This window comes from Rhizobium herbae, from assembly GCF_017873135.1.
Taxonomy (GTDB): domain Bacteria; phylum Pseudomonadota; class Alphaproteobacteria; order Rhizobiales; family Rhizobiaceae; genus Pararhizobium; species Pararhizobium herbae.
Map to the genome: position 1 here is coordinate 508,302 of NZ_JAGGJV010000001.1, position 21,984 is coordinate 530,285.

General features: G+C 60.7%; 21 protein-coding genes. 9 read left to right on the forward strand and 12 right to left on the reverse strand.

Going from position 1 to position 21,984, the window contains the following annotated elements:
* Positions 1–118: 118 nt before the first annotated feature.
* On the reverse strand, positions 119–1,987 hold the full coding sequence (locus J2Z75_RS02605; RefSeq protein ID WP_209848720.1) for an ABC transporter ATP-binding protein: 1,869 nt from the start codon (positions 1,985–1,987) through the stop codon (positions 119–121).
* 153 nt (positions 1,988–2,140) lie between these two features.
* On the reverse strand, positions 2,141–3,994 hold the full coding sequence (locus J2Z75_RS02610; protein ID WP_209847308.1) for an ABC transporter ATP-binding protein: 1,854 nt from the start codon (positions 3,992–3,994) through the stop codon (positions 2,141–2,143).
* A gap of 395 nt (positions 3,995–4,389) precedes the next feature.
* On the opposite strand from J2Z75_RS02610, the gene J2Z75_RS02615 reads away from it, so the two are divergent.
* Entirely contained in the window at positions 4,390–4,854 is a 465-nt protein-coding gene (locus tag J2Z75_RS02615; RefSeq protein WP_209847311.1) for a tRNA (cytidine(34)-2'-O)-methyltransferase, read from the forward strand.
* Between the two features lie 16 nt (positions 4,855–4,870).
* Here J2Z75_RS02615 and J2Z75_RS02620 read toward each other — a convergent pair whose 3' ends face one another.
* Entirely contained in the window at positions 4,871–5,440 is a 570-nt protein-coding gene (locus tag J2Z75_RS02620) for an NADPH-dependent FMN reductase (RefSeq protein WP_209847314.1), read from the reverse strand.
* Positions 5,441–5,514: 74 nt separating this feature from the next.
* Here J2Z75_RS02620 and soxR point away from each other — a divergent pair, with 74 nt between their 5' ends.
* Positions 5,515–6,030 (forward strand): redox-sensitive transcriptional activator SoxR, encoded by a 516-nt coding sequence (gene soxR, locus J2Z75_RS02625; protein ID WP_209847317.1) that lies wholly within the window; start codon positions 5,515–5,517, stop codon positions 6,028–6,030.
* A 57-nt stretch (positions 6,031–6,087) separates the two neighbouring features.
* On the opposite strand, the gene J2Z75_RS02630 is transcribed toward soxR, so the two are convergent.
* Positions 6,088–6,348 carry a hypothetical protein gene (locus J2Z75_RS02630; RefSeq protein ID WP_209847319.1) on the reverse strand — a complete coding sequence of 87 codons (261 nt, stop codon included), beginning with the start codon at positions 6,346–6,348 and terminating at the stop codon, positions 6,088–6,090.
* 210 nt (positions 6,349–6,558) lie between these two features.
* On the opposite strand from J2Z75_RS02630, the gene hemF reads away from it, so the two are divergent.
* Entirely contained in the window at positions 6,559–7,470 is a 912-nt protein-coding gene (gene hemF / locus J2Z75_RS02635; protein WP_209847321.1) for an oxygen-dependent coproporphyrinogen oxidase, read from the forward strand.
* Between the two features lie 70 nt (positions 7,471–7,540).
* Here hemF and J2Z75_RS02640 read toward each other — a convergent pair whose 3' ends face one another.
* Positions 7,541–7,789, reverse strand: coding sequence for a hypothetical protein (locus tag J2Z75_RS02640; RefSeq protein ID WP_234937095.1), 249 nt, complete (start codon positions 7,787–7,789; stop codon positions 7,541–7,543).
* A 157-nt stretch (positions 7,790–7,946) separates the two neighbouring features.
* Here J2Z75_RS02640 and J2Z75_RS02645 point away from each other — a divergent pair, with 157 nt between their 5' ends.
* Positions 7,947–8,210, forward strand: coding sequence for a BON domain-containing protein (locus tag J2Z75_RS02645; protein ID WP_209847323.1), 264 nt, complete (start codon positions 7,947–7,949; stop codon positions 8,208–8,210).
* On the opposite strand, the gene J2Z75_RS02650 is transcribed toward J2Z75_RS02645, so the two are convergent.
* From J2Z75_RS02650 to J2Z75_RS02665, 4 genes are all read right to left on the reverse strand, one after another.
* Positions 8,211–8,825, reverse strand: a complete 615-nt coding sequence (locus tag J2Z75_RS02650; protein WP_209847325.1) for an ABC-type transport auxiliary lipoprotein family protein — start codon at positions 8,823–8,825, stop codon at positions 8,211–8,213. It abuts the gene before it with no gap.
* A gap of 214 nt (positions 8,826–9,039) precedes the next feature.
* Positions 9,040–10,410, reverse strand: a complete 1,371-nt coding sequence (locus J2Z75_RS02655; protein ID WP_209847326.1) for an MlaD family protein — start codon at positions 10,408–10,410, stop codon at positions 9,040–9,042.
* Between the two features lie 87 nt (positions 10,411–10,497).
* On the reverse strand, positions 10,498–11,349 hold the full coding sequence (locus J2Z75_RS02660; protein WP_234937096.1) for an ABC transporter ATP-binding protein: 852 nt from the start codon (positions 11,347–11,349) through the stop codon (positions 10,498–10,500).
* On the reverse strand, positions 11,349–12,491 hold the full coding sequence (locus J2Z75_RS02665) for an ABC transporter permease (protein WP_209847343.1): 1,143 nt from the start codon (positions 12,489–12,491) through the stop codon (positions 11,349–11,351). The genes J2Z75_RS02660 and J2Z75_RS02665 overlap by 1 nt, the downstream gene beginning before the upstream one ends.
* Positions 12,492–12,631: 140 nt before the next feature.
* Between J2Z75_RS02665 and dgcA the strand changes: the two genes are divergently transcribed.
* Positions 12,632–13,615, forward strand: coding sequence for an N-acetyl-D-Glu racemase DgcA (gene dgcA, locus J2Z75_RS02670; RefSeq protein ID WP_209847346.1), 984 nt, complete (start codon positions 12,632–12,634; stop codon positions 13,613–13,615).
* Here dgcA and J2Z75_RS02675 read toward each other — a convergent pair.
* Both J2Z75_RS02675 and J2Z75_RS02680 read right to left on the reverse strand, forming a co-directional pair.
* Positions 13,567–14,787 carry an MFS transporter gene (locus J2Z75_RS02675; RefSeq protein WP_209847349.1) on the reverse strand — a complete coding sequence of 407 codons (1,221 nt, stop codon included), beginning with the start codon at positions 14,785–14,787 and terminating at the stop codon, positions 13,567–13,569. The two genes, dgcA and J2Z75_RS02675, sit on opposite strands and share 49 nt — an antisense overlap.
* A 90-nt stretch (positions 14,788–14,877) precedes the next feature.
* Positions 14,878–15,717 (reverse strand): UDP-2,3-diacylglucosamine diphosphatase, encoded by an 840-nt coding sequence (locus J2Z75_RS02680; protein ID WP_209847352.1) that lies wholly within the window; start codon positions 15,715–15,717, stop codon positions 14,878–14,880.
* A gap of 206 nt (positions 15,718–15,923) precedes the next feature.
* On the opposite strand from J2Z75_RS02680, the gene J2Z75_RS02685 reads away from it, so the two are divergent.
* From J2Z75_RS02685 to J2Z75_RS02700, 4 genes are all read left to right on the forward strand, one after another.
* Positions 15,924–18,236: an NADP-dependent malic enzyme gene (locus J2Z75_RS02685; RefSeq protein WP_209847355.1), complete on the forward strand. Its 2,313-nt coding sequence runs from the start codon at positions 15,924–15,926 to the stop codon at positions 18,234–18,236.
* Positions 18,237–18,408: 172 nt separating this feature from the next.
* A complete protein-coding gene (locus J2Z75_RS02690; RefSeq protein ID WP_209847358.1) occupies positions 18,409–19,146 on the forward strand; it encodes an autoinducer binding domain-containing protein in 738 nt (245 codons plus the stop codon).
* Between the two features lie 192 nt (positions 19,147–19,338).
* Positions 19,339–19,983, forward strand: coding sequence for an acyl-homoserine-lactone synthase (locus J2Z75_RS02695; RefSeq protein ID WP_209847361.1), 645 nt, complete (start codon positions 19,339–19,341; stop codon positions 19,981–19,983).
* Between the two features lie 175 nt (positions 19,984–20,158).
* Complete coding sequence (locus J2Z75_RS02700; RefSeq protein ID WP_209848730.1) at positions 20,159–21,256, forward strand: DUF2865 domain-containing protein; 1,098 nt, start codon at positions 20,159–20,161, stop codon at positions 21,254–21,256.
* Here J2Z75_RS02700 and bluB read toward each other — a convergent pair whose 3' ends face one another.
* Positions 21,257–21,949, reverse strand: coding sequence for a 5,6-dimethylbenzimidazole synthase (gene bluB, locus J2Z75_RS02705; RefSeq protein ID WP_209847364.1), 693 nt, complete (start codon positions 21,947–21,949; stop codon positions 21,257–21,259).
* Positions 21,950–21,984: the final 35 nt, after the last annotated feature.

Here is a 21,984-nt window from a genome sequence, read left to right on the forward strand (position 1 = left end):
AGAGGTGAGCCACAATGTCGCGGGAAAACCGAAGCCAATGTTCGCAAACCGCTTTTCGCCGTCCGGCATGGTCGGAACACGGCTTTGTCCGGCCTGTTGGCGACGGCTTTTCAGGCCGCTATTCGGCCGCCGCCTCGCGCGCCAGAAAGCCGCCGGACTGGCGCAGCCAGAGATCGGCATAGAGACCGCCGGCAGCGATCAGCTGGTCATGGGTTCCGTCCTCGACGATCCGGCCCTGATCCATAACGATGAGGCGGTCGAGTGCGGCGATCGTCGAGAGCCGATGCGCGATCGCCAGCACGGTCTTTCCATGCATCAGGCGGTCGAGATTGGACTGGATGGCGGCCTCGACTTCCGAATCGAGTGCAGAGGTCGCCTCGTCCAGCACCAGGATAGGCGCATCCTTCAGCATGACACGTGCGATTGCCACCCTCTGGCGCTGTCCACCGGACAGCTTGACGCCGCGCTCGCCGACATGGGCGTCGAATCCCCTGCGGCCCCGCTGGTCCTGCAACTGCTCGATGAAACCGAGCGCTTCGGCCTTTCTCGCCGCATCCTTGAGGCCAATCTCGTCAGCATCGGGCCGGCCGAACAGGATGTTGTCGCGGATCGACCGGTGCAGCAGCGACGTATCCTGGCTGACGACGCCGATCTGGGTGCGCAGCGATTCCTGGCGCACCGTCGCGATGTCCTGCCTGTCGATCAGGATGCGGCCGGCCTCCAGATCGTAGAAGCGCAGCAGCAGATTGACGAGCGTGGTCTTGCCTGCCCCGGACCGGCCGACGATACCGACCTTTTCCCCCGGCCTGACGACCAGAGACAGGTCTTCGATGACGCCGGAGCCCTTCCCGTAGTGGAAGCGAATATTCTCGAAACGGATCGCCGGGCTTTTGACGGTGAGGTTTGGCGCGTTCGGCTGGTCCACCAGCTGCACCGGCTGCGAGATCATCTCGGCGGCGTTCTGGATCGTGCCGATATTGCGCATGATGCCGTTGAACTGCACCATCATCCGGCTGAGAAGGAAATTCAGCCGCAGGATCAGCGCCATCGTGAAGGCGACCGCGCCGGAGCTGATCGACCCGGAAAGCCAGAGATCGACGCTGAAGCCCGCCATCGTCACGATCATGATGCCGGACAGAAGTGCCATCGACGCGCGCACGCCGGTGATGAACCGGGTGAACCGGATGATGCTGTCCTGGAAAATATCGAAGCCCTGCCGCATATAGCGGTCGTTCTCTTCATCGCGGGCAAACAGTTTGAGCGTCTGCATATTGCTGTAGGCGTCGACCATGCGGCCGCTCAGCATGGAAGAAGCCTCCGCCGTTTCCTTCGAGTGCTGACGGATCCGCGGCACGAAATAGCGTGCCAGGAAGGCAAAGCCGATCAGCCAGAGCAGAACGACGACGGCGAGCGACATGTCGAGCTGGCCGACCAGCACCAGTGTCGAGACCGAATAGATTCCGACGAACCAGACGCTTTCCATGAGGGACGTGACGACATCGCCGACCGCCTGCCCGCCCGACCACACCTTTGTGACAATGCGGCCGGAAAAATCGTTCTGAAAGAACGACAGCGACTGCCGCGCGACATGCAGGTAGGACTGCCAGCGCACCAGATTGTAGAAACCGGGCGTGATCACCTGCTGATCGACCAGTGACATCAGGAGCGAGACGATGAAGCGGACGATGCCGATCAGCACCAGCATGCCGAACAACTCGGCCCCATGCGCCGCGAGCAGGCCGCTCCAGCCATCGCTTGGCTTGACCGTGGCGAGAATATCGACGACGCGGCCGACGAACCAGAACAGCGTCGCCTCGATCGCCGCCGTCATGCCGCCGAGAACGAGCATGGCGATGAACGGCGCCTTGGCCTGCCTGATGTAGAACCAGACATAGGGGATCAGCCTTTCGGGCGGCTGCAACCCGTCGCGACCAGCGAAAGGCTGTATCCAGTTTTCGAACAGGGCAAAAAGAGCGCGCAACAGCATGATTTTGATATAGGCCATTTGCGAAATGCGGCAATGCGGCAATGCGGAAAAGTCGCCCGCCAGATTACAAATACGCAATGGAAACATGTTCAGCATCTGTGAAGAGGCTGAAGCGATCCTCCCCGTTTCTCACAGGGAGGATCATGGCGGATTTTATTCCGCAGCCACTTCCTTTTCGGCATCATCGGCGATGAAGCCGCCGGACTGCCTCGACCAGAGATCGGCGTAGAGGCCGCTCCTGGCGATTAGTTCGGCATGACTGCCGGTCTCGACGATCCTGCCGGCTTCGAGGATCACCAGCCGGTCCATCTCCGTCAGCGTCGACAGCCGGTGGGCGATCGCGATCACAGTCTTGCCCTTCATCAGGGCGAAGAGATTTTCCTGGATCGCGGCTTCCACCTCCGAATCGAGCGCCGACGTTGCCTCGTCGAGGATCAGGATCGGCGCGTCCTTGAGGAAGACGCGGGCGATCGCGATCCGTTGACGCTGGCCGCCGGAAAGCTTGACGCCCCGTTCGCCGACCTGCGCATCCAGCCCCTTGCGGCCCTGGTTGTCCTCGAGCAGCTCGATGAAGTCCCAGGCGTTGGCACGTTTGGCAGCGGCGATGATGTCGGCATCGTCCGCTTCCGGATGACCGTAGGCGATGTTGTCGCGGATCGAACGATGCAGCAGCGACGTATCCTGCGTCACCACGCCGATCTGGCCGCGCAGACTGTCCTGCGTCGCCGCGGAAATATCCTGCCCGTCGATTCGGATCGTGCCCGATTCGAGATCGTAGAATCGCAGCAACACGTTCATCAGCGTCGTCTTGCCCGCGCCCGAACGGCCGACCAGACCGATCTTTTCGCCCGGCTTGATGTCGAGCGACAGGTTGTCGATGACCCCCTTGTTCTTGCCGTAGTGGAACCGGATGTTTTCGAACGCGATTGCACCCTGCGGCGCCTTCAGCACCTTGGCATCGTCATTATCGACGATGTCATGCGCCTTGGTCATCATGCTCATGCCGTCATAGACGGTGCCGATGTTTTCAAACAGCGCCGAGACTTCCCACATCACCCATTGCGACATGCCGTTGATGCGCATGGCGAGCGCCACGGCAATCGCGATCGAGCCGACCGACATGCCGCTGTGCATCCAGAAATAGATGCCGAGCGCCGAAATCGAAAACAGCGCGACGCAGTTGTTGGTGTAGACGAGCACATGGAACAGCGTCACCTTGCGCATCTGCCGATGGACCGCTTGCAGGAACACATCCATGCTTTCCTTGGCATAGACCTCCTCGCGGCCGGCATGCGAAAACAGCTTCACGGTGGCTATGTTGGTATAGCTGTCGACGACGCGGCCCGTCATCATCGAACGCGCATCCGCCTGATCCTTGGAGATCTTGCGCAGGCGCGGCACGAAATAGCTGACGACGCAGACATAGATGACGATCCAGATCACCAGCGGCGCCAGAAGCCGCCAGTCGGCCGCCGCAACGACAACCAGCATGGAGACGAAATAGCTGACGACATAGACGAAGACGTCGAGAATCTTCATCACCGTTTCGCGCACGGCAAGCGAGGTCTGCATCACCTTGGTGGCGACACGGCCGGCAAACTCGTTGGCGAAGAAGGTCATCCCCTGGCGCAGCAGGTAGCGGTGCATCTGCCAGCGCGCGATCATCGGATAATTGCCGAGCAGCACCTGATGCATGATGATCGAATCGAAGGCGACGATGGCCGGCAGGCCGATCAGGATGAGCGCGCCCATCCAGAACAGCCTCGTGCCTTCGCTTTGCAGGAACGTGTCCTGCTTGGCCGAAGACAGCCAGTCGACGATGTTGCCGAGAAACTGGAACAGCGCCACCTCGCCGATCGCGATCAGCATTGTGCAGACCGACATGGTCAACAGCCATGGGGCCGCCGGCTTGGTATAGTGCCAGCAGAAGGCAAACAGGCCCTGCGGGGGAACCTTGGGTTCCTCGACGGGATAGGGATTGAGGCGGGATTCAAACCAGCCGAACATTATCAAGCTCCTTCAGGAATCCAGTGAAGGAAGGCGGGAAGTCCCGCATTCATCGATCAGAAAGTCTAAAACCGGAAAAACAGCTCAATCTTGCACACGAGACGTGTTCGTCCGGAAAACGGGCGGTCGAGCGCAGTGGGGCCATATAAGGAAAAGCGCGAAACCGGTCAGTCCATCAGGACTGGATGCACAGCCTGGAGGCTGTTGATCATTCGGTAATCCATGCATGCCTCCGTCGGTTCGCGTTGAAGATGTGGAAGACATAAAGTGTTTCGCGGGTAGAAGCCAGATTGTCGCAGCTACTTTTTTCATCACGTCTGGCTGTCGGCGGGCCCTGTTGCCATTACGGCACAGATTGATTACGGGCATTGATAACCCCCATAAGACTTGTTGATATGTGCACACACCCACTCCGCATCGCCCTCTACCAGCCCGATATTCCCGGCAACACCGGCACGATTCTTCGTCTTGCCGCCTGCCTGGGCCTCGCCGTCGACATCATCGAGCCTGCGGGCTTCGACCTGTCGGACAAGAACCTCAAGCGCGCCGGCATGGATTACATCGCCTCGGTGACGCTGACCCGGCATGTCAACTGGGAGCAGTTCGAAGAGGTTCGGCTTGCAGAAGGCCGCAGATTGATACTGGCCTCCACCAAAGCCGCCGAACCCTATACGCGCTTCCGTTTCCACCCCGGCGACACGCTGCTCTTCGGCCGCGAAAGCGCCGGCGTCCCGGACCATGTCCATGACAAGGCGGACGGGCGGATCATCATCCCCATGGTCGAGGGCCAGCGGTCGCTGAACGTCGCGATGTCGGTGGCGATGATCGCCGGCGAGGCAATCCGGCAGGTGTCGGGCTGAAGCCGACCGACCGGCTTCACGCAGTGACCCCGCCATAAGCGTTTTCGGCCCTGGCAACCTTCAGCGCCCTCGCCCACCATTTCAGCCGCCGCAACATCACGATCAGACCGGCCTTGGCTTCCGCCGCCTTGAACGGATTGCCGGCCGCATCGAACTGTGCCCAGACATTGGAGAAACTGACGCTGTCGCGGACGGTGACAGCATGCAGTTCGGCAAACACCTGTCGCAGTTGCTCGACAGCCCGCAGCCCACCCGAGACGCCGCCATAGGAGATGAAACCGACGGGCTTGGCGTGCCAGGGCTCGTAGCAGCTGTCGATCAGCTCCTTCAGCGCTGCCGGATAGCCGTGATTGTATTCCGGTGTGACGACGATGAAGGCATCGGCTTCCGCAATCTTCGCCTCCAGTGAAGCCTCGCTCACCGCGGCGTCTTCAACTGCTCCCTTGAGCTGGAGCGGATCGACGAGGACAACGCGGAAACCGCTTTCCGCCCACAGCTCGGTCAGGGCCCAGTTGACAACCGTATCGCAAAAGCGGCCCTGCCGCGCGCTGCCATAGACGACGGCGATGGTCAATTTCTCTCTCATGACTGCGAATGCTCCATTGTTGGACCGTTGGAGCTCATGGTATAGAACCTCAACCAAACTTGAGGTCAATAGACATGCCGGAAAAAAATCGAACCGATCTGCCGCGCCGAGAACTGAGCGTCGGCGAAGTCGCCGCCCGCAGCGGCGTGGCGGTTTCCACCTTGCATTTCTACGAGACCAAGGGGCTGATCAAAAGCATGCGCAGCCAGGGCAACCAGCGTCGCTACCCGCGCAGCGTTCTGCGCCGGATCGCCGTCATCAAGGTCGCCCAGCGCACCGGAATCCCGCTCGCCGATATCCAGAGGGAACTCTCCGCCCTGCCCGACGACCGGCAGCTGATGGCCAGCGACTGGGAGCGCCTGTCGGAACACTGGAAAACCGATCTGAATGAGCGCATCACCAAGCTGACTGCCCTGCGCGACCAGCTGACGTCCTGCATCGGCTGCGGCTGTCTTTCGATGCGGGACTGTCCGTTGCGCAATCCCGACGACGCCTTTTCGGAAAAAGGGACCGGCGCATACCTGCTCGAGCATGCCGGCGAAGACGCGCCCACCGCTGTCGGTCAGACTCCGAAATCGGATGGTTCCTGAAATCCGGCCAGCGCCCCCTATGCAGCGTGATGACGGGAAAACCAGCCGCTTGAAACATCAATCCGCGCTTGGCAGGCGCCGCATCGTAAATTCGATCTCGTCGCCGTCCAGCTGTCGCCAGCTCTCGACTTCGGTCCAATAGGCAGCTTTCGGCCAGGCATCGAACCATTCCTGCGCCTTCTGGCGGGCATGGCTGCGATCGAGCCGAAACGTCTCCCGCACGAACAGCCCGTCGCTGCGTGCCGGGTTGCCATTGCGATGCCGGGCGATCTGACGTTTCAACCCGTCGAGCGGCGGCCCTGCCGGAATCCTTGCCATAAGCTCACCTTTCGCCAGTCGAGCCTTCTGCTTCAAAGATAGGGAGATATTCCTGCTTTTGCGAGTCGCAATTTCGCCGCCTCGCCCTGCGGCAGACTGACCGACAGGACGCTGCGGCGTTGCCAGACATGGCAAAAATATGAACTGTCAGCCAATATGCGAATCGGCGGGTTTTACCGCTCAAAGCCACGCCAGACAGGATCATTTTTCATGGAACGACCGGACCTGCCGCAGGGATTGCCCGCGGATATAGAAGACAAGAAAGCCAGGGCCACGGCATGGTTCCAATCCCTGCGCGACACTATCTGCGCCGCATTCGAAACCATCGAGGATGAACTGGCCGGCCCGCTGTCCGACCGCGAGCCCGGCCGTTTCGTTGGCAGGGACTGGCTTCGAGACGAAGGTGCGGGTGGCGGCGGGCGCATGTCGATGATGGAAGGGCGCGTCTTTGAAAAGGTCGGCGTCCATACATCGACGGTTTATGGCGAATTCTCGCCGGAATTCCGCAGCCAGATACCCGGCGCCAGTGAAGATCCGACCTTCTGGGCCTCGGGAATTTCGCTGATCGCCCATCCGGTCAATCCGAACGTGCCGGCCGTGCACATGAACACCCGCATGGTCGTCACCACCAGCCACTGGTTCGGCGGTGGTGCCGACCTGACGCCGGTACTCGATCGCCGCCGCACGCAGACCGATCCCGATACGATGCTGTTTCATCGCGGCATGGAGATCGCCTGCAAACGGCACCCGGTCGCCGACCACGCGCGCTTTAAACAATGGTGCGACGAGTATTTCTTCCTGAAACACCGCAACGAGCCGCGCGGCACCGGCGGCATCTTCTTCGACTGGCAGCATTCCGATGATGAAAAAGGCGGCTGGGATGCCGACTTTGCTTTTACCCAGGATGTCGGCAAGGCCTTCAGCCTGATCTATCCGAAGATCGTGCGCGCCAATTTCAACAAGCCCTGGACCGAGGAAGACCGCGACGAACAACTGGTGCGTCGCGGCCGCTACGTCGAATTCAACCTGCTTTACGACAGGGGAACGATCTTCGGGCTGAAAACCGGCGGAAATGTCGATTCGATCCTGTCGTCGCTGCCGCCAGTGGTCCGCTGGCCCTGACACAAACCTGCAAAAACGCAAAAATCCGGCCGTGCGAACGGCCGGATTTTTGTTGTCCGAAGAGTACGTATCAGTCGCAGATCTTGATTCTGCGGATGTGCAGGTTGCCCCACTTGTCCCAGCGCTTCACCTTCTTGATGTAGCAGGACGGCTCGTAATAATCGCCGCCATAGTAACCGGTGTTGTAGAACCCGATCGAGAAGCCGCCGTGATGATGACCATGGTGCCGGTGATGGCCATGTCCGCCGGCCTGCGAGGGTGCGGCAAACGAGATGGCGGCGACGGCGGCGACGGCGGCGGAGATGATGAACTTGCGCATGATGGTTTCTCCTCTGTTGGTTGCTGATGAGTTCGTCTCATCCAGTGACCCAACAATCTCACGAGCCGCTTATCCGCGCTGTTTCGAATGGAACAGGCCTGAACAAAAGCGTTTCAGCCGCGTTGTTGGCAGAGAACCAAAACCGGAGAACTGAATCATGGTCTTCAAGGAACGCACATTTTACGGCGAGGCACCCGAAGGAGTTGCTCCTCCGGCTCAGGCGGATCTTGAAACGCGGGTTGCCAATTGCCTGGCCACGGTCGACGGGCTTGACGCATCCGATGTTTCCGTGGTGTCGAAGGGAAACACGATCCTGCTGAGCGGCACGGTCGCCACGATCGAAGAAGCGGAAAGAGCGGAAGAAGCAGCGAGAACCATCGAGGGCGTCGCAGAGATCGTCAACCGCATCGCCGTCGTCTGATCAGATCGCCTTCAGCGTCCAGCTGACGATATCGGCAGCGACCGCGGCAAAGGCACCATCAAGTGCTGCGATGAATGCGACCGGTCCAGTTCCACGCACAGGCACAGTTGCGCGAAACGCTTTCTGTGCGCCGACAGTGCCGTTGCGGTCGTTGAGGATCTTGGCGAAAATCTCAACGACGGCAGTATCCGCACCTTCGGTCGCTATCTCGAACGACCGGATTTCCGTGATCACCTGATAGTCGATCGCCAGCCCCTCGCCCGGCTTGCCGACGCCCCCGATCCTGCCGGTGTTCTCGAAAGCCTGCACAAGCTTTGCCTGGACCATCTTCGGGAGACGGTCGCTCCATTGCGACTTGGCGAGATACTGGATTTCGGAGCCGGACAGCCGGATGACGACCTGGTCGCTGTCGAGCGCCTTCAGCGCCGTCGGTTCGGGAACGAGAATCTGCTTGCCGGTGGACGACGGGCCTTCGATAATCGGCGAAGCCGACAGGCTATAGGTGTCGTTGTTCGCCTTGCCGGCGCAGGCCGACAGGACGGCGATGAGAAAGAATGCTGAACAGGCCCGGATCAATCCTGCCTTTCGACCACACGGAACGCCGGGAAAATTCATTTCAAACACTATCCTTAGCCAATCAGCAGCAACTTAGAGGCTGACCCGGTCAAAACAAGCTAAAAAAGCAGCAAATCCCGTGCGGACACTGCAAAAATCCGGCAAGGCATGCAGCCTTGCCACGCAAACTTGGCGCATGAGAAGCCAATACCCGATTCGGAGTTAGGGTCGGCGGAAATTGCCGACCCAAACCGTGCGACATGGCATCGACGGTTCAGCGGCGCGTCCGGCCGTCATACTGCTTCACGGTCTCGCCGCCGAACAGCAGCCGCTGCGGATCCTTGTCGAAGGTGGAGATCGTGGTATCGAGCGTGTTGACGGTTCGCCGCGTGTCGCTGACCAGAGCCTCGATATCCCGCAGGCCGGAACCGGAGAAGCGTTTCAGGTTCTCGGCGATCGGGCCAATCTGCGCATTCAGATTGTCGGCAACCTTGCGGAAGGAAGCAAGCGTTGCCCGGGCATCCGCCGACAGAGAGGGCGCATCCGCGTCGCCCAGGAAGCCATCGAGCTTGACCAGGATGCCATCGACGCGGCTGGACGCGGCATTCAGCTTGTTGGCCATCTGGGTGACGTCGGTGATGGTCTGATCGATATCCTTTTGACGGCCCGTGATTCGGTCTGCAAATTGAGTGATCGAGGCAACCGCCTTGCGGGCGTCGGCGCTTGCCGCCGAAACATCGTTGACCACGCCGGTCACCTTCTGGCTGTCGATGGCGGCAATCAGCGTATCGACACGATCGAGCGACGCCGTCGCCTTTTCGCCGAACCGCTGGTAGGTCTCGGCCGTTTTCTTGAACGAAGCGATGGTGTCGGCAACACCGCTGGATGCGGCGCTGAGGTCATTGCTCATCTTCTCGACATTGCTGACAATATGGTCGATCTTCCTCGGGTCGACGGATTTCACCAGAATGTCTGCCGCCGAAAGCGTTGAATCGAGCTTGCCGGCTGCCGCCGTGATCGAGGTCGACAGGGCGCTGACGCTCTTCAGGAACTGATCGATACCTTCGGAATTGTCGGCCAGGGACTTGGTGAAACGGTCGGCATTGGATATCGTGCTGGTCAGCGGTCCGCGCACATCCTTGACGAAGCCTTGGATATCGCCGATCGCATCATTTGCGCGATCCATAATCTTGTCGGCCGTCGCCAGAAGGCTGGTGACGCTGGATTGATCGGCCGTCAACTGGGCCGATTTCCCCGTCTCCAATGCCTTCCTCAGAATATTTTCCTCGCCCTTGCTGCCACCGCTGAGTTCGATATAGGCGGCACCGGTGAGCCCCTGAATCTCCAGTGTCGCGGTGGTCGATTTCAAAACCGGCGCATCGGCGGAAACCTCGGTTACAGCAACGGAATAGCGCGGGTCGTTGGAATTGATCGCCAGACTGCGGACCGAACCGACGGGAATGCCATTGAAGCGAACAGGCGAGCCGACGCTCAAGCCGTTGGCCGATCCGGGGATGCTGATCACCAGCTCCACCATTTCGCCGCTGCGGCCATATTGCGACATCCAGTAAACGAAGCCGAAGGCCGCGAAGATGACCATGACGGTGAAAAATCCGACGATGGCGTAGTTGGCTTTTGTTTCCATTGCTACCGGTACCCTTGGGGGACGCCGCCAACGCGGCTCCTTGCTTCAATCAAATCAATCGTGCGGCGCCTCAATCGTGCAGCACCGTCAGGAAGCCTTCTTGTCGTCGTCGCGGACAATCGAGCGCGCACGCTTGCCCTGGAAATAGGACGTCACCCATTCGTCGTCGCAGGCCAGCATATCCTCGATCGTCCCTTCGACGAGAACCCGCTTCTGCCCGAGTACCGCGATCCGGTCGCAGACCGAAAACAGGCTATCGAGGTCGTGAGTCACCATATACACGGTCAAACCCAGGGTGTCGCGCAATTTGGCGATCAGGTTGTCGAACTCCGCGGCACCGATCGGATCGAGCCCGGAGGTGGGTTCATCGAGGAAAACGAGGTCCGGATCGAGCGCCAGAGCGCGCGCCAGGGCGGCGCGCTTGATCATGCCGCCGGACAGTTCGGACGGGAACTTGTCGGCCGCTTCCGGCGCCAGCCCCACCATGTCGATCTTCAGCCGCGCAAGCTCGTCCATCAGATCCTGCGGCAGATTGAGATATTCCCGCATCGGCACCTGGATGTTTTCCTTCACCGTCAGCGCGGAAAACAGCGCACCGTGCTGGAACAGCACGCCAAGGCGCATGTCGAGCGCCATGCGCTCTTCTTCGCTGACCGCATCATATTCGACGCCGAGAATCTTGATCGAACCGGACCGCCGCGGCAAAAGGCGCAGCACCGTGCGCATCAGCACCGACTTTCCGGTACCCGACGCGCCAACGAAACCGAGGATCTCGCCGCGATAGATATCGAGGTTGAGCTTGTCGAGCACAATATTGGAACCGAAACCGACCGTCAGGTCCTGCACCGACAGAACGATCTCAGCGCCGTTTTCGCCGCGCTCGCTTTCCTCGCTTGCCGTCGCATCGTCTCTTGGCTCCACCGGCAAAACCTCTTCCATCAGAAATCGATCGACGCATAGAAGATCGCAAACAGGCCGTCGACGAGAATAACCACGAAGATCGACGTCACCACCGACTGTGTCACATGCTTGCCAAGTGATTCGGCGCTGCCGCCGACCTTGAGGCCCTCGACCGCGGCGACAACACCGATGATCAGCGCCATGAACGGCGCCTTGATCATGCCGGCCAGCACCGAGGAGAAATCGACCGCCTCCTGCAGACGCGCCAGGAAGGTGGCGAAGGTAATGCCGGAATAGCTCCAGGTCACCACGGCCGCGCCGGTCAAGGCCGAGAAATTGGCGATGATCGTCAGCAGCGGCAGCGCCACGGTCAGCGCTACGAGCCTTGGAAACACCAGGATGCCGATCGGGCTGAGGCCCATGACCTTCAGCGCATCGATTTCCTCGCGCATCTTCATCGAGCCGATTTCGGCCGTAATCGCGCTGCCCGAACGGCCGGCGATCATGATGGCCGTCAACAGGACGCCGATCTCGCGCAGCTGCAGAATGCCGACCAGATCGACGACGAAGAGCTCGGCGCCGAAATAGCGCAACTGGAAGGCGCCCTGCTGGGCAATGATCGCACCGATGAGGAAAGACATAAGCGTGATGATCGGCACGGCCTGGACGCCCATGCGGTCGATCTGGTTGACGATGGCGGCTGGCGACAGGCCGCTATGGCGCCCGAGTTTCAGCTGCGCGCCGCGAACCGCAGAGCCGAGAATGAACATCGCGGCGATGGTGTCTTCCCAGGCGGACATCACCGCCGCGCCGATCGGGGTAAAGAAACGCACGAAACGAGAGCGGAATTTCTTCTTGTCGGCGGTTGGCTCCGGCAATTCCTCGGGAAGAGCACCCAGAAGCTCGACGTAGCGCGGTTTGTCGCTGGTCAGCTTGACGTCGCCAATTCTGTTCATGAAACGGCGGATGACCCAGGCGCCCGCCGTATCCATGGCCGTGATTGCGCTCAGATCGACTTCGCCGGCCTCCCCGCCCTCGGACGCAAGCTCGTCCAGCCGGGGCATGGCTGTGTGGATGGATACGCACCGCCAATCGCCGCTGAAGCGGTAGATCCGGATGCCATCCTTGCCAGCTTCGTCGAGCTGCACGTCGGTGTCGGTTTTCACTTGGGAACGCGTCACGTCTGTTGGGTCTTCCGGAGATGGCTGCATTTGATAAAACGTCAGCGACTCATAGCCGCTCGAATCCCATCTGTCACCGATTGAAACGTTTCCGTGCCAAACGGTCGGCCGCTGCGATATGGATGCCACAGGAGAAGCCCATGACCCGTCTCATGAAAACCGCCGTTGAACATTTCCCGATCGCCGGCAGCTTCACGATTTCGCGCGGCAGCAAGACGACGGCCTCCGTGGTCACCTGCCGTATTTCACACGCTGGCTTCTCCGGCAGCGGTGAGTGCGTGCCCTATGCGCGCTACGGCGAAACCATCGATAGCGTGCTTGCCGAGATCGAGGCGATACGACCGCGGATCGAGGCCGGACTTGACCGGGAAGAATTGCGGCAAACGATGAAGGCGGGTGCCGCACGCAACGCCGTCGATTGCGCGCTCTGGGACCTTGAAGCGAAATTGGCAGGCCAGCGCGCCTTCGCCCTTGCGAACCTTGCCGAGCCCGCCCCACTGACGACCGCCTACACGATTTCCCTTGGGGAACCGGAGACGATGGCGGTGCAAGCCGAGCAATATGCCCATCGCGCGCTTCTCAAGGTGAAGGTCGGAACGGCCGACGATGCCTCGCGCATTCGCGCCGTCCGTGCCGCAGCGCCAGACAGCGCCATCATCCTCGATGCCAATGAAGGCTGGACGGATGCCAATCTGGCCTACCACTTCGCCGTCTGCGCCGAATCAGGCGTTTCGCTCATCGAACAACCCCTGCCCGCAGACAAAGACAGCTTGCTCGCGTCCATTCACCGTCCCGTTCCGGTCTGCGCCGACGAAAGCGTGCACAAGACCGAAGACCTGCCGAAGCTCGCCGGGCTCTACGACGCCGTCAACATCAAGCTCGACAAGACCGGCGGCCTGACAGAAGCGCTGCGCATGCGCGACGCTGCAAGGGCGCTGAACCTGAAGATCATGGTCGGCTGCATGGTCGGCACCTCGCTCGGCATGGCGCCGGCGGTGCTGCTGGCGCAAGGAGCGGAGTTCGTCGATCTCGACGGACCGCTGCTGCTTGCCCGCGACCGCGAACCCGGCCTGCGCTACGAGGCGTCGCTGGTCTTCCCGCCTCTGCCCGCCCTCTGGGGCTGAAGACACCATGCCGCAAAGACTGAACAGCAACCGATGAAGGCGACAACCGACATCGAATAGAAGCCGTGAACGCCGAACGACGTGTAGAAATAGCCGGATGTGAACGTGAAGATCGCCGAGAACACGCCCGTATAGAAAAAATACAACCCCTGCGCCGAGGACTCCTGCTCTTCCGGTACACGCCGCACAAGCATGTTCTGCATGCCCGTATGCATGATCGCATAGGTGAAGGCGTGGAAACATTGCAGGGCAAAATAACCCCAGAAGCCCAGATCCATTGGAAAGATGATCCAGCGCACGACGGCAAGGCCGCAGCCGGAAAAGATCATCGTCCACAGGCTGAAACGGCGGATGATCATCCTGGCGCAGAAAAACATCGCCACCTCGGCAGCAACGCCCGCACTCCACAGCAGCCCGATCTGCGTCCCCGAAAAGCCGATGTGCTGCCAATAGATGGCCGAAAAGGCAAACAGCATCGCATGACTGCCATTGACCAGCGTCACGCCGATCAGAAGCAGTTGCAGGTCGAGTTTCCGCAACGCCTTCGGCGGCGGCCCGGTCAGCGTCGTCAGTGTCGATGGACGCCGCGGCCGGCCGACGCGCGGCGCAATGAAGGTCAGGAGGATCATAAGCACGAAACCGCCCGCCATGGCCGGCAGCACCATCGAGCCTCCGTAGAGGCCGATCATCACGCCTCCGAGCATCGTCGCGCCGATGAAAGCGACGGAACCCCAGACGCGCATGATTGCATAGTCGAAACCCCAGCGCCGCACGCCGGTCAGCGCGATCGCCTCGACGATCGGCACATAGGGTGAATACACCCCGCCCTGCAGCGCATAGACAATCAGCACGAACCAGAAGCTGTGGGAAACGAACAGCGCCAGCGCCGTCAGCAGCGAAAGCACCGCCGACCAGATCAAGACCTCGGCGCGCTCGCCGATCCTGTCCGCCAGCAGACCGACCAGCGGCGCCGTGATGACGCGCACGAACATCGGCACGGCGAGGATGATGCCGATCTCGAAATCGCTCAGCGACAATGTGCTCAGCCAGACCGGAAAATACGGCATGGCAAACCCGTTGACGACGAGAGGCGCGCAGAAGAGCAAGGCGATGCGCGGCACGAAATAAGCCGGCGCTTCCTCAACAAAGGGAGGCGGGGACGAGGGAATCATGGGAGGACCTGATTATATCCCCATGATTTATCACAGCGGCTTGGAGCGGCGCTAGAAGCTAGATTTCCCTACAGCCCTCGCGCGCGCAATTTATGCGGCCTGTTGCGAAAGAGCCCGCGCCATCATCGTCTCGACCTCGGTCGTATCCTCGCGAACGGCGGGAACGCCGCTCAACTGGCGCCAGGTGATCAGTTCCATCGTGCCGTCGTGATGCTCGGCGATCGCGGTGCAGCTTTCGACCCAGTCTCCGGTATTGATGTAGCGGATGCCGCCGATATCCTCCATCACCGCATGATGGATATGACCGCAAATCACGCCGTCGGCATTTTCCCGCCGTGCCTCGTCGGCAACCACGCGCTGGAATTCGCCGATGAAGTTGACTGCATGCTTGACCTGCAGCTTCGCCCAGGCAGAAAACGACCAGTAGGGCATTCCAAGGCGGCGGCGGATGGCCGCCAGCGCGATATTGATGACGATCGCCATATCGTAGGCCCAGTCGCCGAGATAGGCGAGCAGCCGCGCATTGCGCACGACGACATCGAACTCGTCCCCATGCAGAACCAGGTATTTCCGGCCATCCGCGCCCTCGTGCATGTGACGCTGCGCAACCTCGATGCCGCCAAAATGCACGCCCGGGAAATCGCGCATGAATTCGTCGTGGTTGCCGGGAATATAGATGATGCGGCTGCCCTTGCGGGCCTTCCGCAAAAGCTTCTGGACGACATCGTTGCAGGACTGCGGCCAGTACCAGCTGCGCTTCAACCGCCAACCATCGATGATATCCCCCACCAGGATGATCGTCTCGGCTTCGGTGACGCGTAGGAAATCGAGGAGATAGTCGGTCTTGGCGGCCTTCGATCCCAGATGAACATCGGAAATGAACAGGGTCCTGAAGTGCCTGATGTCTTCAACGCGCTCTTTCTCGGTCATGCTGCCTCGCAACGGTCTATCGGGCCTCTCTCAATAACCTTCAAAAACAGACTCTTGTTTCAGGAGAATGACAGCCTGTGGACCCAGTGATTTGCCGGGTGAAGCACCTGTTCCGGAAAACCGAGGATAAACGGTCGGTTCGAAACTGTACGGGGCGTCCGTTTCATGCAAAAAGAGCCGCGACGAAAAGGTAGGGATTCACGAATATGAGCACCGGCGACAAGGCCAAGACCCCAGCGGCTCCAGCAAGCGGCGACCTCGATGAACAGGCGCTGTTCTTCCACCGTTATCCGCGCCCCGGCAAGCTCGAGATCCAACCGACCAAGCCACTCGGCAACCAGCGCGACCTGGCGCTTGCCTATTCTCCGGGCGTCGCAGCCCCCTGCCTGGCCATCCGCGACGATCCGTCGACTGCCGCCGACTATACGGCGCGCGCCAATCTGGTCGCGGTCGTGTCGAACGGCACGGCCGTGCTTGGGCTGGGCAACATCGGCCCTCTCGCCTCCAAGCCGGTCATGGAAGGCAAGGCCGTCCTCTTCAAGAAATTCGCCGGCATCGACGTTTTCGACATCGAGATCGACGCGCCCGAAATCGACCAGATGGTCAATGTCATTTCCGCGCTGGAGCCGACCTTCGGCGGCATCAACCTGGAAGACATCAAGGCGCCGGAATGTTTCGAAGTGGAACGACGGCTGCGCGAGAAGATGGATATCCCGGTTTTCCACGACGATCAGCACGGAACCGCGATCATCGTCGCCGCCGCCATCCTCAACGGACTTGAACTGGCCGGCAAGGACATCGCCAAGGCAAAGATCGTCACCTCTGGCGCGGGGGCCGCGGCACTCGCCTGCCTCAATCTTCTGGTAACGCTGGGTGCCCGGCGCGAAAACATCTGGGTGCACGACCTCGAAGGCCTCGTCTATATCGGCCGCGAGGTCCTGATGGATGAGTGGAAGTCGATCTACGCGCAGGACAGCGCCAACCGTGTTCTCGCCGACAGCATTGCGGGTGCCGACGTCTTCCTCGGCCTTTCGGCAGCCGGCGTGTTGAAGCCTGAGCTTTTGATCCAGATGGCGGAAAAACCGCTGATCATGGCGCTCGCCAACCCCAATCCTGAAATCATGCCGGAACTCGCCCGTGCCGCTCGGCCCGATGCGATGATCTGCACCGGACGGTCGGATTTTCCAAACCAGGTCAACAACGTCCTGTGTTTCCCCTATATCTTCCGCGGCGCGCTCGATTGCAGCGCCCGCACGATCAACGAGGAAATGAAGATGGCGGCCGTGCGCGCCATCGCAGCCCTTGCCCGCGAGGAGCCGTCCGACGTCGCCGCCCGCGCCTATTCCGGCGAGACCCCGGTATTCGGGCCTGACTACCTGATCCCCTCGCCGTTCGACCAGCGGCTGATCCTGCGCATCGCGCCAGCCGTCGCCAAGGCTGCGGCCGACAGCGGCGTCGCCAACCGGCCGATCACCGATTTCGACGCCTATCTCGACCAGCTCAACCGCTTCGTCTTCCGCTCAGGCTTCATCATGAAGCCGATCTTCGCCGCCGCCAAGAATGCCCAGAAGAACCGGGTGATCTTCTCCGAAGGCGAAGACGAGCGGGTCCTGCGCGCAGCCCAGGTGCTGCTCGAAGACGGCACGGCCCGACCGATCCTCATCGGCCGTCCCCACATCATCGAGACACGGCTGAAGCGCTACGGCCTGCGCATCCGCCCCGATACCGATTTCGAAGTGGTCAACCCGGAAGGCGATCCGCGCTTCCGCGACTACGTCGACGAGTATTTCGCACTGGTCGGCCGTCTCGGCGTCATCCCGGAGGCAGCCCGCACGATCGTCAGAACCAACCAGACCGTCATTGGCGCACTGGCGCTGCGGCGCGGCGAAGCCGATGCGCTGATCTGCGGTGTCGAAGGCCGCTACAGCGCCCATCTGCGCGCCGTTTCGCAGATCATCGGCAAGCGCGAGGGCGTCCGCGATTTTTCCGGCCTCAGCCTGTTGATCTCGCAGCGCGGGGCAACCTTCCTCACCGACACCTACGTTACCTTCAATCCGACGGCAGAAGAAATCGCCGAAAAAACGGTGATGGCGGCGCAGGAAATCCGCCGTTTCGGCATCACCCCACGCGCAGCCCTCGTGTCGCATTCGAATTTCGGCTCGCGGGATTCCGAAAGCGCCTTCAAGATGCGCAAGGCGATGCAGATCGTTCGCGAACTGGCGCCGGATCTCGAAGCCGACGGCGAAATGCACGGGGATTCCGCCATCTCGGAAATCCTGCGCAAGCGCGTCATGCCCGACAGCACGCTGGCCGGCGAAGCCAACCTGCTCGTCTTCCCCAATCTCGACGCGGCCAACATCACGCTCGGCGTGGTCAAGACGATGACCGACAGCCTGCATGTCGGACCGATCCTTCTGGGAACGGCTCTGCCCGCGCATATCCTGTCGCCATCCGTTACGTCGCGCGGCGTGGTCAATATGGCAGCCCTTGCCGTTGTGGAAGCGTCCTACCCGGCCTAGTCGAACATCGATCGAGCCGGTCAGGAGCCGGCTCGATCGAAATGTAATTCGCCTGAAAATACAATTATAAATTGTAAAATTTAGAAAATTTCTGTTAACCAAAGACTGCACTAGACAAACTTAAAAAACCATTATCATGGTAAATTCCCTTAAATGACAGGGTATTTGCAACATGACTGACCAACGGGCATTCTTTGACCTGCTGGACATTATGGAAAACGAGAAACTCGTTGAAGCAAAACGGTTTTTCGCCCTGATGCGCAGCACTTTCAGTATTGCAAATCTACTTTACGCCGATGTCGATGTTCTAGCGAAAGGCTTCGCGTTTCACCGGCTACACCATACCTTCAGCGCCGGCGCGGTCAGAACCTATCTCGATGAAGGATTTCGGCGGATCGATCCGATCCTTCGGCTCACCATGGGTGGAATCAGGCCGGTGGATTGGGCAACCGCCCGCAAACTTCACCCCGAAAGTGAACCGCTCTTTTCCGCCGCCGCACGATTGGGGCTTGGCACCGATGGAATCACGTTGCCACTTCCGACCCCCACACGCCGCCTCGCCTTTTTGGCGATCCATGCCGATATACCGGCTGAAGAATGGCCGGCCTACCGGCGCAACCATCTGCGCGACTTTCAACTGCTGGCCAATCTCTTCCATGCTTCCGTTCTCGAAAACGACAACCGGATGCAGCTTGCGGAGCAAGGCGCCAAGACATTGACCCATCGTGAAACAGAAGTGCTCGGCTGGACCGCCGCCGGCAAAAGTTACTGGGAAATCGGCACAATCCTCGGCATTTCCGAGCGCACCGTCCGTTTCTTCATGACCAATGCCCGCCGCAAGCTGAATGTCGTCTCCAACACGCAGGCCGTCGCCCAGGCCGTCCGGCGCGATCTTATCCCGACCTTCTGACCCCCACCGCACCTTCGGCTAAAATATCTTCAATCCGACCGAGCCGCCTCTCCGCCCAGCGCGTCCTTCCGGACGCGCTGGATTTCTTCGCATATCGGCGTGCATTCGAAACCTGTCACTACCGACAGTTATGCCGGGCTTCGATCACTGACAGCATTTGCTCCTCGCTTTCGAGATCACAGGAGCAAAAAAATGATCAGGATTTTCAACAGCAACACCGGCAAACACCATCCCCGCGACCTCGATGAAATGTTCCGACTGCGCAAGCGCGTCTTTCATGACCTGCTGAAGTGGGACGTATCGGTTCGCGATGACTGGGAGATCGACAACTACGACGACGCCAATCCCCTCTACGTGCTCTCCTATTCGGACCAGACCGGACGCCTGCGCGGCTCTCTGCGGTTGCTGCCGACGCTCGGACCGAACATGCTCGACGATACGTTTCCGATCCTGCTCGGCGACAACCCGCAGGTCCGCAGCGCTTCCGTCTGGGAATCCAGCCGATTCTGCATCGATCCCACCATCTCGCAGGATCGCGGCTCCAATCAGGTGACGATTGCAGCCGCCGAGCTGATGTGCGGTGTCGGAGAACTCGGGCTGTCGTCCGGCCTCAGTCACATCGTCACCGTCACGGACGTCTTCCTGGAGCGGATGTTCCGGCGGATGGGCTGCCCCGGCGAGCGGATCGGTGAACCGCAGCGGATCGGATCGGTCTATGCCGTCGCCGTTGCCTGGGAAGTCACGACCGGTCTGCTGGAAACGATGAAGGCTGTCGCCGAGATCGGCGGATCGGTTCTGGAGCAGCCGATGTCGCTTGAGACCGCCCGGGCGGCGTGAGTTGTTCTGCTCGGGAGGGCTGCCGATTGTGGCCCTCCCGCCTCGCCTGTTTTAATTTTCCCAAGCCCCGTTAACGCTGGCGCATGGACTGCGTTGCACCGCTTTCGAATGACGCTATGATGGGCGCAAAGTCAGAGTGCGGAGGATGATCCACCGCACCCGGCGAGATGCCGGTATGCTCAGGCGAGTAAAACACGTGATCTTCCGATCGGTATCCTTCGCGGCGCTTATAGGTCCGCTTCTTCTGGTTATGACGACCACGGCCGATGCCTCGGCGGTGTGCGAACGTCTGAACGCGCGTCTTGCCAGCCTGCCGAAGATTGTCGCTTCCAACGCCAATCTTCGTGATTACACCGGGGCAATCTCGCGCCAGAACCTGGATTTGCGCCAGGCGCGCAGTGATCGGCGGCGTCTGGGATGCAGTTCCGGCAGCGTGATCATTGTCGGCGGTCCGAACGAAGAAGCCTGCCAGAGCCTGAGCGCTGAAATCTCGCAAATGGAAATGAACCTCGAAACGCTGAAGGCCCGTCGCCAGTATCTCGTGTCGGGCACCGACAGCGACATAAGCCGGCGCCGCATCCTCGCCGCTCTCGACGTCAATCGCTGCGCCGAGGAACAGGACGAAATTCTCCGGGCCGCCGCCGAAGAGCCGGAAACCCACCGCAATATCCTGAGCGACCTGCCGCCGATCGGCGAAGCCTATCCGGACCTGCGCGGCAGCGCTGATGTAACCGACTTCACAGTCCCGGGTGACGAATATCAAGGCAGCCTGCGTACGCTCTGCGTGCGCACCTGTGACGGCGCGTTCTTCCCGATCTCGTCGAATGCATCGCCCGCCGATTTCCAGCGCGACGCCGAGACCTGCCAGCGCCGCTGCCCGGGAACGGAGACGGCGCTCTACTACCATGCGCTGGCAACCGAAGAGACCGACCAGATGGTCTCCGCCTCGACCGGCGAACCCTATGCCGAACTGCCGGCGGCTTTCGCCTACAAGACACGCGATCTCAGCCAGCCCGGCCAATGCGGCTGCTCGCCCGTCGGACGCACCGCGACGAACCAGAGTACGCCCGACAACGGCAAGGGTATTGTCGATTTTCGCGCACGCAAGAAGACCGACAGCGCTGAGGTGAAAAGCACCATCGCGGATCGCCCGTACAATCCGCAGGACAGCAAGGTGCGTGTTGTTGGCCCGAGCTTCCTGCCCTCGCAGGAAACGTCGATCGACCTCAGACATCCGGCCGGCCCCGGTTACCAGCCGCAACAGACGAACTGATCACTCGGCCGACCTGACGCCCCAGGTATCCGAAAAGACCAGGTCCTCAAGCGGCAAACGCTGGCGCCAGCCTTTGACCGCCAGTTCCGGCTCCGCATAGAGCGTATCGACATAGCCAAGGCACAGCCACGCGATGATCTCGATATGGTCGGGAATATTGAGTACGTCCTTGACATCGCGCTCATGGAAAATGCTGACCCAGCCGACGCCCACCCCTTCGGCGCGTGCCGCAAGCCACAGGTTCTGCACGGCACAGACCGTCGAAAAAGCATCCATGCGCGGATTGTGCGTCCGGCCGAGAACCACCTTGCCGGCGCGCGTCGGATCGCAGGTGACGCAGATGCTGACGGGTGCCTTGCGGATGCCTTCGAGTTTCAGCGACCGGTATTTGTCCTGCGCGACGGCGTCAAACATCAGCGCCGCCTCTTCGTTGGCCTTCTGGAAGGCCTGAAAGACGCGCGCTCGCCTGTCCTCGTCCCTGACGACGATGAAGTTCCAGGGCTGCATGAAACCGACAGATGGCGCGCTGTGCGCGGCGGCAAGCAATCGTGCGATTACGTCATCCGGCAGAGGCTGGGGCAGAAACTGGTCGCGCACGTCGCGGCGGGTTTCGATTGCACGATAGACGGCGGCGCGCTCGTCCAATGAAAATGCGTCCGCCTTCACAAGGCGGTCTTGCGGTTCAACCTGCATCGTTTGGTCCCCAACAATGCGAAACCTCCTGCCGT

Coding starts and splice junctions, on each gene's coding strand:
- J2Z75_RS02630 (WP_209847319.1), bottom strand. CDS start 6,348: ATGGCAAGGATTCCGGCAGGGCCGCCGCTCGACGGGTTGAAACGTCAG.
- J2Z75_RS02645 (WP_209847323.1), top strand. CDS start 7,947: ATGGTCTTCAAGGAACGCACATTTTACGGCGAGGCACCCGAAGGAGTT.
- J2Z75_RS02610 (WP_209847308.1), bottom strand. CDS start 3,994: ATGTTCGGCTGGTTTGAATCCCGCCTCAATCCCTATCCCGTCGAGGAA.
- J2Z75_RS02620 (WP_209847314.1), bottom strand. CDS start 5,440: ATGAGAGAGAAATTGACCATCGCCGTCGTCTATGGCAGCGCGCGGCAG.
- J2Z75_RS02655 (WP_209847326.1), bottom strand. CDS start 10,410: ATGGAAACAAAAGCCAACTACGCCATCGTCGGATTTTTCACCGTCATG.
- J2Z75_RS02650 (WP_209847325.1), bottom strand. CDS start 8,825: ATGAATTTTCCCGGCGTTCCGTGTGGTCGAAAGGCAGGATTGATCCGG.
- J2Z75_RS02605 (WP_209848720.1), bottom strand. CDS start 1,987: ATGCTGTTGCGCGCTCTTTTTGCCCTGTTCGAAAACTGGATACAGCCT.
- J2Z75_RS02675 (WP_209847349.1), bottom strand. CDS start 14,787: ATGATTCCCTCGTCCCCGCCTCCCTTTGTTGAGGAAGCGCCGGCTTAT.
- J2Z75_RS02685 (WP_209847355.1), top strand. CDS start 15,924: ATGAGCACCGGCGACAAGGCCAAGACCCCAGCGGCTCCAGCAAGCGGC.
- bluB (WP_209847364.1), bottom strand. CDS start 21,949: ATGCAGGTTGAACCGCAAGACCGCCTTGTGAAGGCGGACGCATTTTCA.
- soxR (WP_209847317.1), top strand. CDS start 5,515: ATGCCGGAAAAAAATCGAACCGATCTGCCGCGCCGAGAACTGAGCGTC.
- hemF (WP_209847321.1), top strand. CDS start 6,559: ATGGAACGACCGGACCTGCCGCAGGGATTGCCCGCGGATATAGAAGAC.
- J2Z75_RS02695 (WP_209847361.1), top strand. CDS start 19,339: ATGATCAGGATTTTCAACAGCAACACCGGCAAACACCATCCCCGCGAC.
- J2Z75_RS02615 (WP_209847311.1), top strand. CDS start 4,390: ATGTGCACACACCCACTCCGCATCGCCCTCTACCAGCCCGATATTCCC.
- J2Z75_RS02640 (WP_234937095.1), bottom strand. CDS start 7,789: ATGCGCAAGTTCATCATCTCCGCCGCCGTCGCCGCCGTCGCCGCCATC.
- J2Z75_RS02680 (WP_209847352.1), bottom strand. CDS start 15,717: ATGACCGAGAAAGAGCGCGTTGAAGACATCAGGCACTTCAGGACCCTG.
- dgcA (WP_209847346.1), top strand. CDS start 12,632: ATGACCCGTCTCATGAAAACCGCCGTTGAACATTTCCCGATCGCCGGC.
- J2Z75_RS02700 (WP_209848730.1), top strand. CDS start 20,159: ATGCTCAGGCGAGTAAAACACGTGATCTTCCGATCGGTATCCTTCGCG.
- J2Z75_RS02660 (WP_234937096.1), bottom strand. CDS start 11,349: ATGGAAGAGGTTTTGCCGGTGGAGCCAAGAGACGATGCGACGGCAAGC.
- J2Z75_RS02690 (WP_209847358.1), top strand. CDS start 18,409: ATGACTGACCAACGGGCATTCTTTGACCTGCTGGACATTATGGAAAAC.